At 65.3% G+C, this 14,364-nt stretch carries 21 protein-coding genes and 1 pseudogene; 13 read left to right on the top strand and 9 right to left on the bottom strand.

The genetic code is table 11. The features are described 5' to 3' along the window. The first annotated feature begins 169 nt into the window (after positions 1–169). From H4W80_RS25760 to H4W80_RS25750, 3 genes are all read left to right on the top strand, one after another. The gene (locus H4W80_RS25760) at positions 170–382 is read left to right on the top strand and encodes a hypothetical protein (RefSeq protein ID WP_192787454.1); all 213 of its coding nucleotides are present in this window, start codon (positions 170–172) and stop codon (positions 380–382) included. 427 nt (positions 383–809) lie between these two features. Next, positions 810–1,817 (top strand): hypothetical protein, encoded by a 1,008-nt coding sequence (locus H4W80_RS25755; protein ID WP_192787453.1) that lies wholly within the window; start codon positions 810–812, stop codon positions 1,815–1,817. 35 nt (positions 1,818–1,852) lie between these two features. Further along, the gene (locus H4W80_RS25750) at positions 1,853–2,320 is read left to right on the top strand and encodes a hypothetical protein (RefSeq protein WP_192787452.1); all 468 of its coding nucleotides are present in this window, start codon (positions 1,853–1,855) and stop codon (positions 2,318–2,320) included. A gap of 10 nt (positions 2,321–2,330) precedes the next feature. Here H4W80_RS25750 and H4W80_RS25745 read toward each other — a convergent pair whose 3' ends face one another. The 3 genes from H4W80_RS25745 to H4W80_RS25735 all read right to left on the bottom strand — a co-directional run bounded on the left by H4W80_RS25745 (position 2,331) and on the right by H4W80_RS25735 (position 5,431). Next, positions 2,331–2,477 (bottom strand): hypothetical protein, encoded by a 147-nt coding sequence (locus H4W80_RS25745; RefSeq protein ID WP_192787451.1) that lies wholly within the window; start codon positions 2,475–2,477, stop codon positions 2,331–2,333. Between the two features lie 38 nt (positions 2,478–2,515). Next, the gene (locus H4W80_RS63775; RefSeq protein ID WP_192787450.1) at positions 2,516–3,616 is read right to left on the bottom strand and encodes an integrase core domain-containing protein; all 1,101 of its coding nucleotides are present in this window, start codon (positions 3,614–3,616) and stop codon (positions 2,516–2,518) included. 516 nt (positions 3,617–4,132) lie between these two features. After that, on the bottom strand, positions 4,133–5,431 hold the full coding sequence (locus tag H4W80_RS25735; protein WP_318787625.1) for a site-specific integrase: 1,299 nt from the start codon (positions 5,429–5,431) through the stop codon (positions 4,133–4,135). A 114-nt stretch (positions 5,432–5,545) separates the two neighbouring features. Here H4W80_RS25735 and H4W80_RS25730 point away from each other — a divergent pair, with 114 nt between their 5' ends. Then, the gene (locus H4W80_RS25730; RefSeq protein ID WP_192787448.1) at positions 5,546–6,136 is read left to right on the top strand and encodes a DJ-1/PfpI family protein; all 591 of its coding nucleotides are present in this window, start codon (positions 5,546–5,548) and stop codon (positions 6,134–6,136) included. Positions 6,137–6,220: 84 nt separating this feature from the next. Here the strand turns inward: H4W80_RS25730 and H4W80_RS25725 are convergent, their stop codons facing one another. Then, positions 6,221–6,484: a hypothetical protein gene (locus tag H4W80_RS25725; protein WP_192787447.1), complete on the bottom strand. Its 264-nt coding sequence runs from the start codon at positions 6,482–6,484 to the stop codon at positions 6,221–6,223. Between H4W80_RS25725 and H4W80_RS25720 the strand changes: the two genes are divergently transcribed. Continuing rightward, on the top strand, positions 6,476–6,895 hold the full coding sequence (locus tag H4W80_RS25720; protein WP_225963660.1) for a hypothetical protein: 420 nt from the start codon (positions 6,476–6,478) through the stop codon (positions 6,893–6,895). The genes H4W80_RS25725 and H4W80_RS25720 overlap by 9 nt on opposite strands. 75 nt (positions 6,896–6,970) lie before the next feature. Here the strand turns inward: H4W80_RS25720 and H4W80_RS25715 are convergent, their stop codons facing one another. The 3 genes from H4W80_RS25715 to H4W80_RS25705 all read right to left on the bottom strand — a co-directional run bounded on the left by H4W80_RS25715 (position 6,971) and on the right by H4W80_RS25705 (position 8,763). Further along, positions 6,971–7,636: a DUF6199 family natural product biosynthesis protein gene (locus H4W80_RS25715; RefSeq protein WP_192787446.1), complete on the bottom strand. Its 666-nt coding sequence runs from the start codon at positions 7,634–7,636 to the stop codon at positions 6,971–6,973. Positions 7,637–7,789: 153 nt separating this feature from the next. After that, positions 7,790–8,368 carry an SDR family oxidoreductase gene (locus H4W80_RS25710; RefSeq protein ID WP_192787445.1) on the bottom strand — a complete coding sequence of 193 codons (579 nt, stop codon included), beginning with the start codon at positions 8,366–8,368 and terminating at the stop codon, positions 7,790–7,792. Then, entirely contained in the window at positions 8,365–8,763 is a 399-nt protein-coding gene (locus H4W80_RS25705) for a hypothetical protein (protein ID WP_192787444.1), read from the bottom strand. The genes H4W80_RS25710 and H4W80_RS25705 overlap by 4 nt, the downstream gene beginning before the upstream one ends. A 441-nt stretch (positions 8,764–9,204) precedes the next feature. Between H4W80_RS25705 and H4W80_RS25700 the strand changes: the two genes are divergently transcribed. The 5 genes and pseudogenes from H4W80_RS25700 to H4W80_RS25685 all read left to right on the top strand — a co-directional run bounded on the left by H4W80_RS25700 (position 9,205) and on the right by H4W80_RS25685 (position 11,457). Continuing rightward, a complete protein-coding gene (locus H4W80_RS25700; RefSeq protein WP_192787443.1) occupies positions 9,205–9,537 on the top strand; it encodes a hypothetical protein in 333 nt (110 codons plus the stop codon). Between the two features lie 151 nt (positions 9,538–9,688). Then, on the top strand, positions 9,689–10,123 hold the full coding sequence (locus H4W80_RS25695) for a hypothetical protein (protein WP_192787442.1): 435 nt from the start codon (positions 9,689–9,691) through the stop codon (positions 10,121–10,123). After that, positions 10,120–10,401 (top strand): hypothetical protein, encoded by a 282-nt coding sequence (locus H4W80_RS25690; RefSeq protein ID WP_192787441.1) that lies wholly within the window; start codon positions 10,120–10,122, stop codon positions 10,399–10,401. The genes H4W80_RS25695 and H4W80_RS25690 overlap by 4 nt, the downstream gene beginning before the upstream one ends. A 298-nt stretch (positions 10,402–10,699) precedes the next feature. Next, a pseudogene (locus H4W80_RS64645) lies at positions 10,700–10,846 on the top strand (IS256 family transposase); the annotation flags it as partial. Between the two features lie 245 nt (positions 10,847–11,091). Continuing rightward, complete coding sequence (locus H4W80_RS25685; RefSeq protein ID WP_192787440.1) at positions 11,092–11,457, top strand: hypothetical protein; 366 nt, start codon at positions 11,092–11,094, stop codon at positions 11,455–11,457. Positions 11,458–11,688: 231 nt separating this feature from the next. Here H4W80_RS25685 and H4W80_RS25680 read toward each other — a convergent pair whose 3' ends face one another. Next, complete coding sequence (locus H4W80_RS25680) at positions 11,689–12,036, bottom strand: hypothetical protein (protein ID WP_192787439.1); 348 nt, start codon at positions 12,034–12,036, stop codon at positions 11,689–11,691. Here H4W80_RS25680 and H4W80_RS25675 point away from each other — a divergent pair. Together H4W80_RS25675 and H4W80_RS25670 are read left to right on the top strand one after the other, a co-directional pair. Continuing rightward, positions 12,035–12,376 carry a DUF2207 domain-containing protein gene (locus H4W80_RS25675; protein WP_192787438.1) on the top strand — a complete coding sequence of 114 codons (342 nt, stop codon included), beginning with the start codon at positions 12,035–12,037 and terminating at the stop codon, positions 12,374–12,376. The genes H4W80_RS25680 and H4W80_RS25675 overlap by 2 nt on opposite strands. Positions 12,377–12,421: 45 nt before the next feature. Further along, a complete protein-coding gene (locus H4W80_RS25670; RefSeq protein ID WP_192787437.1) occupies positions 12,422–12,826 on the top strand; it encodes a hypothetical protein in 405 nt (134 codons plus the stop codon). A gap of 16 nt (positions 12,827–12,842) precedes the next feature. On the opposite strand, the gene H4W80_RS25665 is transcribed toward H4W80_RS25670, so the two are convergent. Beyond that, a complete protein-coding gene (locus H4W80_RS25665) occupies positions 12,843–13,736 on the bottom strand; it encodes an LLM class F420-dependent oxidoreductase (protein WP_192787436.1) in 894 nt (297 codons plus the stop codon). Between the two features lie 86 nt (positions 13,737–13,822). On the opposite strand from H4W80_RS25665, the gene H4W80_RS25660 reads away from it, so the two are divergent. Next, on the top strand, positions 13,823–14,359 hold the full coding sequence (locus tag H4W80_RS25660; protein ID WP_192787435.1) for a TetR/AcrR family transcriptional regulator: 537 nt from the start codon (positions 13,823–13,825) through the stop codon (positions 14,357–14,359). Positions 14,360–14,364 lie beyond the last annotated feature (5 nt).

Raw genomic sequence — 14,364 nt, 5'->3', positions numbered from 1 at the left:
TGGTCCGGCTGCTGGCCGCGGCGCCGGTCCTGGATCGGGCCGAGCTCGTCGCCGCAACCTCCCGAACGAGCAGACGCCGCTGTCGATCTGCGAGCCCGGCTGTCCCGCCGGGACTGGGAAGGACGTCAGGGCCTTCGAGGCGATCGGGTGGTACCTGAAGTACGGGCCGATGGTCCCTCCGGGGAAGGCCGCGGCGATGTACCGGGTCCTGGCGAAGATCCCGAACATCACGGTCGAGGAGAACGCCACCGACGGGGACGGGCGCAAGGGCCTCGGCGTCGTCCTCGACCTGGGGACGGCCGGCAAGGGTTCCAAGCAGTGGTCAAGTCGCCTTCGGCCGAGTCCATGCGCGGTCGACGCGGCGGCCGTCCATCTTGCATAGCTCGAATCATTGATCCATGCGCCGACCTGCAGCCCCCCGCAGGTTTGCAGATCTTGAGCGGTTGACGTCTGAGCAGTTGCTCAAATGACTTGAGTGACTCTAAAACGGTCCCGAAACTTAAGAGGAAGTCCAAGATCAATAAGACTGTCGTTTTCAGAAGGCGGTCGGCACCACCACCGCCCAGACCGGCACCAAGACGAGCCTCGGCTACCAGGGCGAGTACACCGACCCGGACACCGGCAAGGTCAACATGCACGCCCGCTGGTACCAGCCCGGCACCGGCCCTGCGGGCAGCTACAGCAGCTCAGGATCGTCGAGTGGCGGGCAATGCATCGGCTCCTGCGGACGGGAAGACATCGGCGGTGGAGGTGTCGCGTGCGACATCTACAGCTGTGCTGGCGCCACCGTCGACCCAAGCTGGGCTCGCATGATCGAGCTGGAGAATGAGAAGAAGTTCTGGCTCGGACAGGACGAAATCGACAGGTTGGGCATGAGGGTCATGCCCAATGGTCGACCGGTCGATCAGCCCAACTTCTGGTTCGCCGATGAGAAGGTACGGAATGAGTACATGGAGAGCTGGTCGCCAGCCCTAACGAACGATGACCTTGCCTTCAACTGGGTTAAGGCGGGTGGACTGGACAGTATCGGAGCGATGGAAAGAGCCGCAGCGATCAATTCGAGCGATCGCCGCCTGGCCGGTTTTAAGATCATGAAGCCGACCCGTTCCGGAAATTTGAAGGCATCTAATCGCTATTACACCACCACCGGCAATGCGGCTGGCAATTCGGTCGATCCCAGATTTGAACAATACGGGAAGTACAAAAGGCTCGTCGCATTGGAAGGTGCGATCAGACGCGCCGCCAAAGAACACAAGATCAATAAGGACGCTCTGGCGGCCGTGCTCATCTACGAAATGTCCCACTGGGAGCCCACTGGCGGGTATCCTGGCGACGCAGTCGGCGAAAAAGAAGGCTGGAAAGATTGGACGTCCCTCGGCGTTGGTCAGATGCAGATCCAAACGGCCAGAGAGATGATGAACAAATACTACGATGGAATGGGAGATGAACTTAGCAACCGCGGGATCGGGGCCGTACTGAATCACGATGTCGCGTTCGCGATACGTCTCGCAGCAGCATACATGCGGCACCTTAAGGAAACCATCACCGCTCCCGCCGGCCCGCTCAGAAACGGCAATGAAAAGTCGACTCGCCAGATCAATGACTGGGAGGCGGCTGTAGCCTACGGGGTCAGTCCGACTGACTACCAGAGATATAAGAACGGTGGCGGATCTCTTACTGCGGAAGGACAGAAGCGGGAGAGAGCTATATATGGCTGGGTGAGAGACGCGGCAAACGAATACTTGGACTGTGCGAATGCTCCGTCCTGCAAGGATCTATTCAAGAAAGGTCCGCCGATGGGGAGTGACGTGAAATAGTGTCGCGTATCAGTGGAAGATCGCTAGCTCTATCGATGGCGCTGCTCCTTGTGGTGCTAGGGCTCCTATACGCACTCATCGGCAGCGCTATCGGTTGGTTCTGGGCGGCGAAACCGCTAGAAGTGGACAATGGGGCGCTTCAAGAGGTGACGGCGATCGGCACCGTGGTGGCGCGGGCAGAGGGCCGGTACACCGAGTCGGACTCGGTGGTTGTGACAGAGTTCGTGGTCCTCGCCCTCCAAGCTCGTGGTCCAAATGAAGTCTTAACCGCTGCAGCTGCGTCGCTGCAGTCGAAGAGCTGGAAGGTTACAGAGCAAACTTCCATGTGGGTACAATTTAGATCCCAAAGATGGCCGAACCATCTGCTGACGGTTGAAGTGCCCGACAACGCTTCTTTTTCTCTACAAGGAGAGGCATATGAGAACGTATGGAGAGAAGCGATTTCCACAGCGCAAGACCCAGCAGCCTTGGTGATCTTAAGTTTGAAGCGTACCGACGTTTAGTCAATAGGGCTCAAGTTCGCATACGCCGTGGAATCGTGGCGTGCTGGATCGCCGCGGGAACCCGGTCACCGCCGATGCTCCGCAGGATACCGGCGTCCAGCACCACGATGATCGAGATCAGCCCGATCACGATAACAACCCAGACCTTGTCGTCCACCCGAACCCTGCGCCTGCCGAAAATTCCATCCATGCAGTTCAAGCCGCATGTGAGTACTCGTGGAGGACACCGCCGAGCCGGTCTCGTCGGCGTACATTCAGGTCGGTGATTCGCTCTGGATCCGTGATCGGATCGGGGACGGTACGCAGCGGCGCTGCTTGGTTCAGGGCTTGATGGGCTCGGTGCTGGTTGTAGAAGTCTTCGTACTCGCGTAGGGCGTGCCGAAGATGGTGTTCGTTCCAGACGAGGCAGCGGTCGAGAAGCTCGTGACGGCACGATTGCACCCACCGCTCCATGATCGAGTTCATGCGTGGCATGCGGATGCCGGTGATCACGGTCTTGATGCCGGCTTCGGCGAGGATCTCGTTCATCAGGGCGGGGAACTTCCCATCCCGATCGCGGATCAGATGGCGCGCCCGGTAGCCCGCATCGTCCAGATCCATCACCAGGTTCTTGATCGCCTGCGTGACCCAGTCGGCGCTCGGGTGCGCGGTGGTGCCGAGCACCTGGATGCGCCTGGTGGCGTGCTCGATGACGGCCAGGATGTACTGGCGCTGTCCGTTCAGGGTGATGGTCTCGAGGAAATCGCAGGCCAGTAGGGCGTCGGCTTGCGAGCGCAGGAAGTCGGCCCAGGTGGTGGACGCCCGCTCGGGCGCCGGATCGAGCCCCTCCTGCTTGAGGATCTCCCATACCGTGGACGGTGCCACCTTGATGCCGAGCGTGGTGAGCTCTCCGTGAACCCGCCGGTAGCCCCAGCTGGGGTTCTCCCGGACCAGGCGCAGAATGAGGGCGCGGATGGAGCGAACCGTAGGTGGGCGCCCGGGCCGCTTCGGCCGGCAGGTACGGGCATGGCGCCGTCGCATCAGATCGCGGTGCCAGCGCAGGACGGTGTCGGGCCGGATGAGGAGCCGCAGTCGGCGCATGACCTCGCGGGGCAGCGAGGCCAGGAGAGCGGCGAGAAGGGCCCGGTCTTCGGGTGCGAATCTCACTCTGGTGTCAGCGCCGAGTTGGCGTTCCAGGACGGCGATCTGGTGACGCAGGACGAGGATCTCCACGTCCTTGTCCCGATCGCTCATGGGCAGCAGCCGAAGCGCGGCGAAGGCGTTCGTAACGGTGAGGTAGGCCAGGCGAAGGAGCACAGCGGATCATCCTGCCGTACACGCTTCCGCCTCCCGGGTGCCCGGAGCTCGCGTACGCCACGTGAAGCCCTCGCAGAGTCATGAGCTGGGCGGATGTAATTATCGGCAGGCGCAGGTGCCTGGTGCGGCGCTCCGGATGGACAAAACGTTTCGTGGCCAGACCGGGCTTGCGCGGCGTTCGCGGAAGCATCTGATCTGCTCAGCCCTTCCTGAGCGCCTATGTCGCGGGGGTATCAGATGAGTTTCCAGGTGTGGGGTTCGTCGTTCAAGAGCCGAGGCGACGATGCAGTTCCGCATAGACGGCCGGCAGTGGCAGCACATCTTCCCTCGCGCGTGCCGCTGCCGAACCCCCGTGGGGCCTTCGGGAAGTACCTCACGCTGGGAGTCACCCCCCTGGTGGATGGATCATCCCATCTTGAAGGCCCCTCCTTCCCGATGCGGGTAAGAGGAGAAGAAGAAGGAGGCAGGTCAGCGTGCAAGCTGACCTGCCTCTTCCATTTTTCCGCCGGTGGCCAATCAGCTGGTGGGAAGGAGGGTCACCGTCCCGCCCGTGTCTCCGGCAGCCGCATCTTTCGCGTCCTGTCCGGGACGCGGGGTGCGCCGTCCGGGAGGTACCGGCCGGGGCGCGGGTACGGGGGATCCGGTCAGGAATGCGGCGGTTGCCTCGGCTGCCGCCGCTGCGGCTTCGGGGTAGACGCTGGTGTAGGTGTCACGTGTGAACGCCGAAGTGGTGTGCCCGAGCGTCTCCTGCACGATCTTGATGTCCACCCCGGCCGCGAGCATTGCCGTAGCGGCTCCGTGGCGCAGGTCGTGCAACCGGATCGGCGGCAGCCCTGCTTGGTAGCAGATCCCGCAGAAGCGGTCGGTCACATGCTGCGGGTGCAGGGGCCGGCCGATCTCGTCGGTGAAGACGAACCCGGACTCGGCCCAGTCCTCGCCCGCGGCCTGCCGTTCCCGTCTCTGGCACTTGTCGTGCTCCTTCAGGAGGGTCAACGTCTCGGCGTCGACGGCGATCTCGCGGTCGCTGGCATCGGTTTTCGGGACGTCCTGGATCGGGTCCCAGCCGAGTTGGGTGATCTGCCAGTGAATGCCGATCCTGCAGGTGGCGTAGTTGACGTCCACCTTGCGCAGACCCACGCTCTCACCGCGTCGCAGGCCGCGCGTAGCAATGAGTCGGTACAGGACGAACAGCCGATCCTTGCGGGCGTGGGCTTGGAACGTCTTCGTCTGCTCGGCCGTCCACACCATCACCGACGAGGGCCGGGGCGCGCTGATGTAGGCGGCGATCGGATCGGCCCGCCTACTCTCACCGGCTCGGTGAAGCAGGTTCAGATGTGCGGCGTGATCCTTACGCCATTGCATCACCTTCTCCTCGGTCCACACGACCGGCTTGGGCCGGTCGATCGCTGGCAGTTCGACTACGGAGGCGGGGTTGAAGTCCAGGAGCCGGTCTTGTCTGATCGCCATATTCAGGGCGTGGCGGAGGGTGGCGCGGATGCGATGCATGCTCGTGGGACCAACCGGTCGCCGGTAGCGGACCGCCAGTACGCGGGCAGGGTCGCCGCTGGCGCGTTCGGTGGCGACGGTGTCGTTGAACTCCTCGATAGCATCGAACATGCCCGCGATGTCGGAGACCCGTAGCTGGTCCAGGCGGATGTTGCCGAGGTAGGGGGTGAGGTAGAGCCGGACATGGGATTCATAGGAGCGCCTTGTGGTCGGCTCGATGGCGCGCTTGCGCTTGAGGAACTCCGCCAACCACTCCTCGACCGTGACATTGCGGTTGAGGTCTTGGCGGGTGTCGGCGTACTCCTGAATATGCAGAGGTGAGTACGAGTAAACGTACAGAGCTTGAGGTTGCTGGCACCCAATCCAGTGTCAGCGCTTCCTGTACGAAGGCCGGCTAGATCGGCTGGCAGGCATACTTGGACGATGCGTGTCGAAGTGCTCATGTACGACGGGGTGTCCGAGATTGACACCATCGCGCCGTTCAAGGTGTTCTCGCTCGCCCGGCGCCTTGGCGGTGATATCGAAGTGGCCATGGTGACGGTCGATGGACGGAGCGAGGTGACCGCCGTTGAGGGGATCCGCATAGGTGGGCTGCGCCAATGGCGTCCGGAGGAGGCCGATGTTCTGGTCGTGGCCGGTGGGTGGCTGGAGCAGATGATGGATGGTGATCTGGTCATGCGGCTGCGCGAGGCGAAGGAGGCGGCGGGTCGGCGGCTCGTGCTGGCCGCCGTGTGCTCCGGCACTCTCATGCTTGGTGCTGCCGGGCTGCTGGAGGGGCGGGCGGCGACCACGTTCGCCACCGACTTCGAGCGGCTGTCGAAGTGGGCCGAGGTCGTCGATGCGAGGGTTGTCGACGATGGGGACATCGTTTCCTCGGGCAGCGGCTGGAAATCGGGCTTTGATCTGGCGCTGTGGCTGATCGAGCGTGAGTTGGGCGATTCGCAGTTGGCGGTGCGTGTCGAGCGGTTCATGGGCCACGACCGTCGCGGCACCGTGTGGCGTCGTCAGGGATGAAGCCGACAATCGCCTGAGTGGTGCAGCAGCTGATCGAGGAGGCAGCGGCCTTCAGCGAGAGCTCCGCCCGCAACCGCGCATCGATCACCGGCTCGTACTGAGCGATCTGCCGACGTCGGCTCGGTCGGCCCCTTGGCCTTCAAATACTTCTTCATCGTGCGTTACGACCGTCGCAGTGATCATCTCTGCGCATTTACTTGTACCTGAGTCTGCACCTGCGCCCGTACGCCGACAGCGGGTGCGGACCTTGCGCCGCACCTCCTCGACGTCGGGCAGGCGCTTGGTGTCCTTGAGCACCGACAACATCAGCGCGGTGACGTCCGGCTCACCATCGATGACTTGGTGCACGACGGCGAAGCCGTGCTCCTGCACCTTGGGGAACCGCCCTCGCCCGTCCCCGCGCCGGTCGCATTCCTACTGCTGGAATACATCGCGGCTCGCGACAACATGAACACCGCCACCAACCGCGCCTCGCGGTGGCTGTTCCCCGGCCGCCGCGCACATCAGCCCTGCCGCCCCGACCACCTATCCGAGCTCCTCAACCAGATCGGCATCCCCGCGGCCGCCGCCCGCGGCGCCGCCATCCGGCAGCAACTCCTAGAAATGCCCGCCCCTGTCGTCGCCGACGCCCTCGGCTACCACGACAAGACCACTGCCCGGCTCCTCAACGAAGGCGGAGGAGCGTGGAGCCGCTCTGCCACCGGGGAGCACGGACAGTCACCATCGAGCTCCGTCCCACCCACAATCCGCGACAGTTGAATAGGCGAGCTCACCAGTACAAGACCCCAGTCCTGCCGTCGCTCGGGCCGACACGAACCTGGCCGGAACGGAACGCTATTTGGGGTGGACTCGGCCTCCGTCGTAAAGGACAACCCATCGATTGTCGAGCGGCCTGGTGAGTGCGATCGTCGTGGACTGCACCACGAAACTGCGGTTCTTCCATTCCTTTCCCCGGCATTTTTTCGTGAACTTCTGCCCGTTTCTGGTCTCCTCCACCAGGCGGATCTTCACTCTGTAGTCGTATGGGGACTTCTCTTCTGCCCAGGCGCTATGGAGACGCCCGCACGGCGACAAGTAATAGAGGATGGTCACCGCACTGGCCGCCCGGTCGGCGTAGTCGTAGCCGATGATGTAGCCGGATGCGTGGCCGGTTCCCGGCTCAAGGGAAAGGACACGCGCCACCCCCTTGGCGACCAAGTCCTCGGGGTACGGGTCCGCTTTCTTGCGTATCTCGTCATCCGTACGGACCGGCATGTCCGGCCGGGCATCCGTCCGTTCGGCTGCCCGCTTGTCCGCCGAGCACTGCGAGACCGCCACGAGGAGACAGACGATCGCCAACACGAGCAGAAGCGCACGGCCGGTCGCATAAGCGCTTTCGCTGGGCTCGTTCGCCTCGGGGTCGCGGTATGCCCATGCGCTCAGGTTCCACCACAACCATCGCGGGCTGATCAGGCATCCGACGAAAAAGACGATCGATAAGAGTATCGAATACGTGACCACACCTATAACGACGATCAACGATCTCGTCGCGTTCCATCCGTCAGGATGGACCCACGGCGACCTTCAGCCCGTCCGTGAGAGGTGGTGCTTGACGCTCAGGGCTGGTGGTCGGCCCTGAGCCGCGTGCTTCCTCCGCTGGGAACAGGATCATGCTCAGGAGGTGTGACCGCTGCCGGGCGTGGGCTTTGTTGCCGCCCTGGAGGCCAGGACGTCGCGCAGTTCGCCGATCATCCGCGTCTTGGCGCCCAGCCGCAACGGCGGCGCACGGGCGTCATGCTGGGCTGGGAGGCTTTCGCGCCCAGGCCTGGACCAGGAGGCTCTCGCGGACGACAGTGCTGTGACCGGAAACGATCCTCGGGCCCAGCCGAGGCCGGACTCGCGTACCTCCGTCTCCAACCGGGCCTGCTCGCGGCCTAGCCACCCCGGCTCCGGGAAGGTCACGACGGCGGAGGAGAGCAGGACCACCTGCTCGACGTCGGCCGCGACGCACCCGGCCAGGACCTGGCTGAAGACGTCGAAGACAGGGAACAGGAACACCCGGCGCACGTCCCGCAGCGCCGTGGCCAGCACCTGGGGGTCGGCCATGTCGCCGGTGACCACCTCCACGCCGTTGGGCAGCGCCGCCTCTTCGGAAGAGTCGAGGGTCAGGGCGCGGACGCGTTCCCCCTGGTTGAGCAGACCGGTGACCACATGGCGGCCGATGTTGCCGGTCGCGCCGGTGACGAGGATCATGTGTGGGTCTCCTTTGTTGCGGGCCGTCGGAGGATGTTGCGGAGGATCTGCGCCGTCGCCTCCGGTTGGACGGCGTACGGCATGTGACCGCCGGGCAGGTCGATTACGGTGGTCGCGGCCTGGTCGGCGATCCAGCGGGAGGTACGGCGCAGCGCGTGCTCCGGGCCTCCCGGGCCGGCCAGCACGTGAAGGGGGACGGCGGAGTCCGTTAGAGCGGAGGCGAGCGTGCCGGGCGCGGGCAGTGAGGCGGCCACGTCGGGCGCGTCGGCGCTGAGGAACACCTCGCCGTTGCCGAGCAGGCGTTCGAGCTGGTGGGGTTGGAGGCGCTTGAAGTCGTCTCCGAGCGTCTGACGGGCGTGCTCCTCCATCGCCGCCCTGGGATTCGGGGAGGTCACGCGGGAGGGCCGGGGGCGCGCCGTCGGACAGCACGGAGAACAGCGGTGGGTCGTCGGTCTCGATCTGCTTCGCCAGCCACTGGGTGGGCGGCACACTGGTGTCTGCGGCCATCGTCTGCTTCTCCTTCGATCTTGATCTAGCTACTCGAAGGATCACTCGATGGCCGTCTTCATTTCCCAACGCCACGCCTGTGACCAGTCAAAACTCGTACACCACTCCCGTGGACACAACCTCACCCGGCCGTCACGAAACCAGCCCACCCCACATCACGACGTGCACCCCGCAACCGGATTGACCACTGCGGAAACCCCTTGGAAAGTGCCAAGGGCCAAGAAATCCGCCAGCCCACGTCCGCGCCGCACAAGTCAGTGGATGCTGGGTCAACAGATTGGCGACTCACGGCCAGCGACACCTGGTCGCGAAGTGCATACCTTAACCACATGATCATATCTAAGGCCCGTCTCACCACGACGCTCACGGCGCTTGTCCTGGTCTCCGGCGCTGCACTGGCCATCGCCCCCGCAGCCGGCGCCGCCACCACCACCACCACCACGGCTGAGGCCGCGGCCGCTGCTGTCATCTGTCCTTACAAGACCTTGCGAGCGACCCAGCGCTACGTGTCCGCCACGAGCTCCAGCTTCCGCGGCGCCTGGGCCAAGGGCGCAACCCTTGGTGTCTACCAGGGGTCCGCGTCGAACGGCCGCCTGGAGACCACCTCCGGCTACTGGGTGAAGGTCGCCGATGTGGCCAGTGCCGGCCAGTGCTACTACTGATGTTCTGCTCGCGTATGACCCTGCCTCCTTACGGTTAAGGCTTGACGATGCGGCTGGGGAGCGATTCGGGCCGATCTCTGACGTGGCTGGCCCCGGCCCGTAGGGCAGACGGGGGACAGGCGCAGGACTGCTCGGTGATCACAACGCTGGTGTGACGCGCCCGCAGGTGCTGCCGGACGGCCGACGGGATGTCAGCGCCGTCCAGGCGACGAAACCTTTCGACCACCTCGAGCTCATACTCCCCGATGTGGTTGAAGCGGGCCGTCGCATGACGCTGCGGGGGAACCGGGTCGCGGATCGCGCTCTCCGCGTGAAGGGCGCAAGGTCGTACGTGCCGTTCTCCCGTCGCGCTTCGGCCGCGCGACAGCCCCACAACGCCGACCGTCAATCGCAGACACGTGCCCTAAAACAATTATCGGCGGCCACTAAATTTTGGCCTGAAAATAGAACTGAAACCGCACTTGGCGGGATGGTTATTGTTGGTTACGGCGAGAAACGGTTCGGGAATGCCTTGGCCGCCGTTGACTCGCTGTGCTCGAATCTCGAATCGTCCATCAGGACTTATGTAGATATTGGAGATGTGTGATCACAATCAAACGCGCTGTCGGCGCCTTCGCCCTTGCTCTGACAATGGCCACGGGCGTCGGTGCGCTGGCAACGTCCGCCAACGCCGCCGCGGCCCCGGACTCCGGGCCGGTACAGCCGGGATACTGGCCCAACGAACCCGATGCGTTGTTCCCCGGCACCACAGCGGGCGGACGGGCCTGCAACGCGGCGGGAAAGACTTCCGGCCAGAAATACCGGTGCGATCTCGTGACCATCGGCGGTGTTCGGGCCTACGCACTCTACCTTTGGATCGACTGATCGCGCAGCGCCGCGACCGCCAGGAAATTCGTCACGGATGATTCTCGATGATTGATGACGTTGACGGTTCGTCGCTGCCGACCCGGCACGACGAACCGTCTCGGCGTACGTGTGTATGTGGGACGAGATCTGAGCTATTTGCCAAATAACCTCCAGCCATGAACATCCCGGCGAGCTGCACCACCGTCACGCTGTGGATCACCTGACACGACACCGCAGGACTTGTCGACTACCTCAAGGCCGCGTTCTACGCCGCCGGACTGCGCGCCGCCGGAAAGTCCATGCACGCAGTTCAGCGGCATGTGAACGCGCCGCACACAAAGAGCAAGCCGGCAAGATCAAAAACTCGCCCAGCACCGCCCGCCTCATCGAAGGGCAACGCACCATCGGCCGGCGCGAAGCACTCATCGATCTCGACATCGCCTATCCAGGCCGCATCAGGTAAAGATGGCTCCCTATCACCCAGAAAGGATCTTTACGCACCTGAAGTGACAACCTCTCCTGGGCAGACTGTCATCACGCGCCCAGGGGACACGCGGTGCCGATGGTGCGCATGACCGGCCACGGGCACGATCGGTTCTCGTTCAGCAAGACGAGCGCCTGAGGTCTCGGTCGCGCAGGTCACGACGAGCCCCGTCTGACAAGACGCACTCCAGCGGCGCGCACAACATCGTTCAAAGAAGGAGAAACATGCCGAGGAACCTTCGGCTGCTGGTAGTCGCCGCGGTGACGGCGAGCACGCTCACGACGCTGTCGACCGGAACCGCGCAGGCGGCGACGTCGAACCAGGCATCGGCACCGGTTCATCGGGCCAGCATCAGCTGCAGCCGTCCCAAGGGTGCGAAGGCCAACTACTCGTGGGGTGATGGCCGCACATCCGTCACGGTGTACTTCAACAACCACTGCTCGCACAAGGTGGGGGCGAAGTTGCACATCAAGAACTCCATCGGCCCCAACTACACGTTGTGCCTGACCACCAACGGCGGGACGAAGGGCAAGAAGAAGTACTCCATCGGAGCCGCACGCACCTTGACCGCGATCACAAGCGGCTGCTGAGCGGCGCGTGCCCAGGGGGTCGTCGACCGTCCCGGCTTGGCCGAGCCATCCCCTCTGGGACCGGATGCATCCCACGGGGTCTGAAAACTGAGGCTTTCTTCGGCTACCCGCCAACGCGGCCGCCCCTGGTCGGGGGCGACGATGTGCGTGCCACCACCATCTTGGTGCCGGACTCGTTGCGTGCCCGTGTGGAAGTCGGTGGCTCCTGGCCGCTCGTCAGGGGTGTGGGTATTAACGGCGCCACTCCACGGGATCCTTGCGGTAGTTGTCCTGGTCGAACTTCGCGCCGACGATGTCGATACCGGAACGGGCGGCCGCGAGCCGGCAGGTCTCGAAGCTCGCGCCGGCCCTGGCGAAGTCCCTGGGCTGCCGCTTGCAGCCGGCCTTCCTGGCACGTTCACCTTCGCTGCCGTCAACGGGGCGATCGAGCGGATCGTCTCGCCGCTGGCCACCACGTTGCGGCGGCCGCCCGGCGACGGCGGCGGGCGGGCTGGTCACCGCGGCGCTGGCCGGACTGCTGGCCCAGGCCGCCAACCGCTTCACCGGCGTGGCCCAGGTGGCGCCCGCGCCGGTCGCCATGAAACACAGGGTGCTGACCTGGTTCTGTGACCGGTTCGGGCTGCCCGCGGGCGCGGGCGGGCTGGTCACGACGGTTTCCAGGGAGGGCGAGATTCGGGTCTCGAGAGGAGGCAAGCTGCACCACGTCCGGACTGCCGTCTCCGCGGGATACCCGGTGGAGCGGCGGGTGCTCGCGATCCTGGCCGAGCGGCGGGTCGGTCGGCCGGCCGTGCACGTCAAGCGGGAGGTGGCGGGGAGTGTGGAGGTCGCCGAGATCAGGGACAGGCTCGTCGGTCTGGGCCTGCTCGTCGATCCGCAGGCCGTGGCCGGGTACCGCGTCTGCCGTGACCTGCTGAGATGAATCCCCGGAATCGCGGTCGGCGGGGCGGTGGTCACTGTGATCGCCATGATCGTGCTGCACTCGCCGGAGCTGTCGGTGGCCGGCCTGCTGGGGTTCGGTGCGAGCTGGCTGGTGGCCAAGAAGGTCGGACCCCTGTACGCCAGGAGCCGGCGGGTCACGCTCGGCCGGGCGGGGCGCCATCACGTGGAGAAGGCGCGGCGGGAGCACCCGTACGGGGTCGTCACCGACGCGGTGGCCATGCCGCTGGCGCTCTACGGGCTGAGCCACCTCGGGGACCCCGCGCTGTCGGCCGAGATCAGCACCAGGGCGATCCCCGACGGCCACCTCTACCCGGCCGACCTGGGCCTCCGCAACGCGTGCGGCGGTAACCACACGCCTCTCTTCGGCGACGGCGGCTCTGGATGCGGAAGCGGGGGGTGCGGAGGAGGGGGGTGCGGAGGCGGCGGGTGATCCGCGCCGCCTGGTCTCAGCGGCGGAAGAAGTCGAGGGTACGGGCCTGCTCCTGCTCGTCCCCGACCGGGCTCACCAGGAACTCCGTCGCGCCGGCGTCCGCGTACCGGGAGATCGCCTTCTCGACGGTGCCCTCGTCCCCGGCGATGACCGTCTCGTGCACGCCCGAAAGGCCCTGGCGCTCCAGCATGGAGCCGTAGCTGGCGAAGCTCCCGGCGAACCCGAAACGTTCGCCGATCTGGTTCCGGACACGTTCGTGATCGTTTGTCACCGCCACCATGGCGCTGGCGACGACACGCGGTGAGGGACGGCCCGCCGCCCGCGCGGCCTCAGTGATGCGGGGCACGATGTGCTCGCCGATCGCCCGGGCGCCCGTCCACACGGTGACCGTGCCGTCGGCCAGCTCTCCCGCCATGCGCAACATCACCGGGCCGAGCGCGGACAGCAGCACCGGTGGCGTGGTGGCGCCGGGCGCATTCACCTGGCCGGCGACCGAGAGCGTCTCGCCGCGGTACTCGACCGTCTCGCCGCGCAGCAGCGGCATCAGTGCGCTGAGGTACTCGCGCACGTGCCGGGCCGGGCGGTCGTAGGACAGGCCGAAGACGCCCTCGACGATCTCCCGGTGGCTCGGGCCGAGGCCGAGCGTGAAGGTGTTCCCGCTGACGGACTGCGCGGTGAGCGCCTGTCCGGCCAGCGCCAGCGGGTGCCTCGGGTACGTCTGCACCACGGCGGTGCCGACTTCGATGCCCGGCACCTCCCGCCCGGCCAGCGCGGCCACGGTGATCGAGTCCCACGAGGTCAGCTGGCTGAAGAAGGCGCTCTCGAAACCCGCGGCCCTGGCGTCACGCACCTGGCCGACCAAGGAGTTCACATCCGCACCACCGCTGTGGAGGTAGACGCCGATCTTCATGGTTGCTCCTAACCTGAATCGGATATTCCGCTTCCGTCTAGAAACGCTACAGTAACCTGAATCCGGAATTCCGGTTAGGGGTGGGAATGGTACGAGCCGATGCGCGGCGCAACCGTGAACGCATCACGACGACCGCGCTCGACCTGTTCGCCGAGCACGGGTCCGGCGTGTCCATGGAGGACATCGCCCGCGCGGCGGGCCTCGGCGTGGGCACGCTGTATCGCCACTTCCCCGACCGGCTCGCCCTGGTGACGGACATCGCGAACGCCGCTCTGCAAGGTCTGCGCGATCACGCTCTGGCTCAGTCGGCCGAGGACATCTCCCGCTGGGAGGTGCTCCTGCGCGTCGTACGTCACTGCGCCGGCCAGCCGTTCGCCCTGATCACATCACTCGCCGGGACGCCTCCGGTGCCGCCCTCGACCCAGGAGCTCATACGGGAGGTCAACGTGCTGCTGGCGGAGATCGCCAAGCAGGCGCAGGAAGAGGGCACGATGCGCGGCGACATCACGCCCGACCAGGTCGTGGGGCTGCTCAACGTGATGGTCTGCCGCCCGGGAGCCCGGCCCGACGACCCGCTCACCACCGTGATGCTCGACGGCCTCAGGGCCGGCAGGACCGCTTGAACGCC

The sequence above is a fragment of the Nonomuraea angiospora genome (genome assembly GCF_014873145.1).
Taxonomy (GTDB): domain Bacteria; phylum Actinomycetota; class Actinomycetes; order Streptosporangiales; family Streptosporangiaceae; genus Nonomuraea; species Nonomuraea angiospora.
Note: the sequence above shows the minus strand (reverse complement) of the source record. Positions and strands in the feature narration are given on the sequence as shown.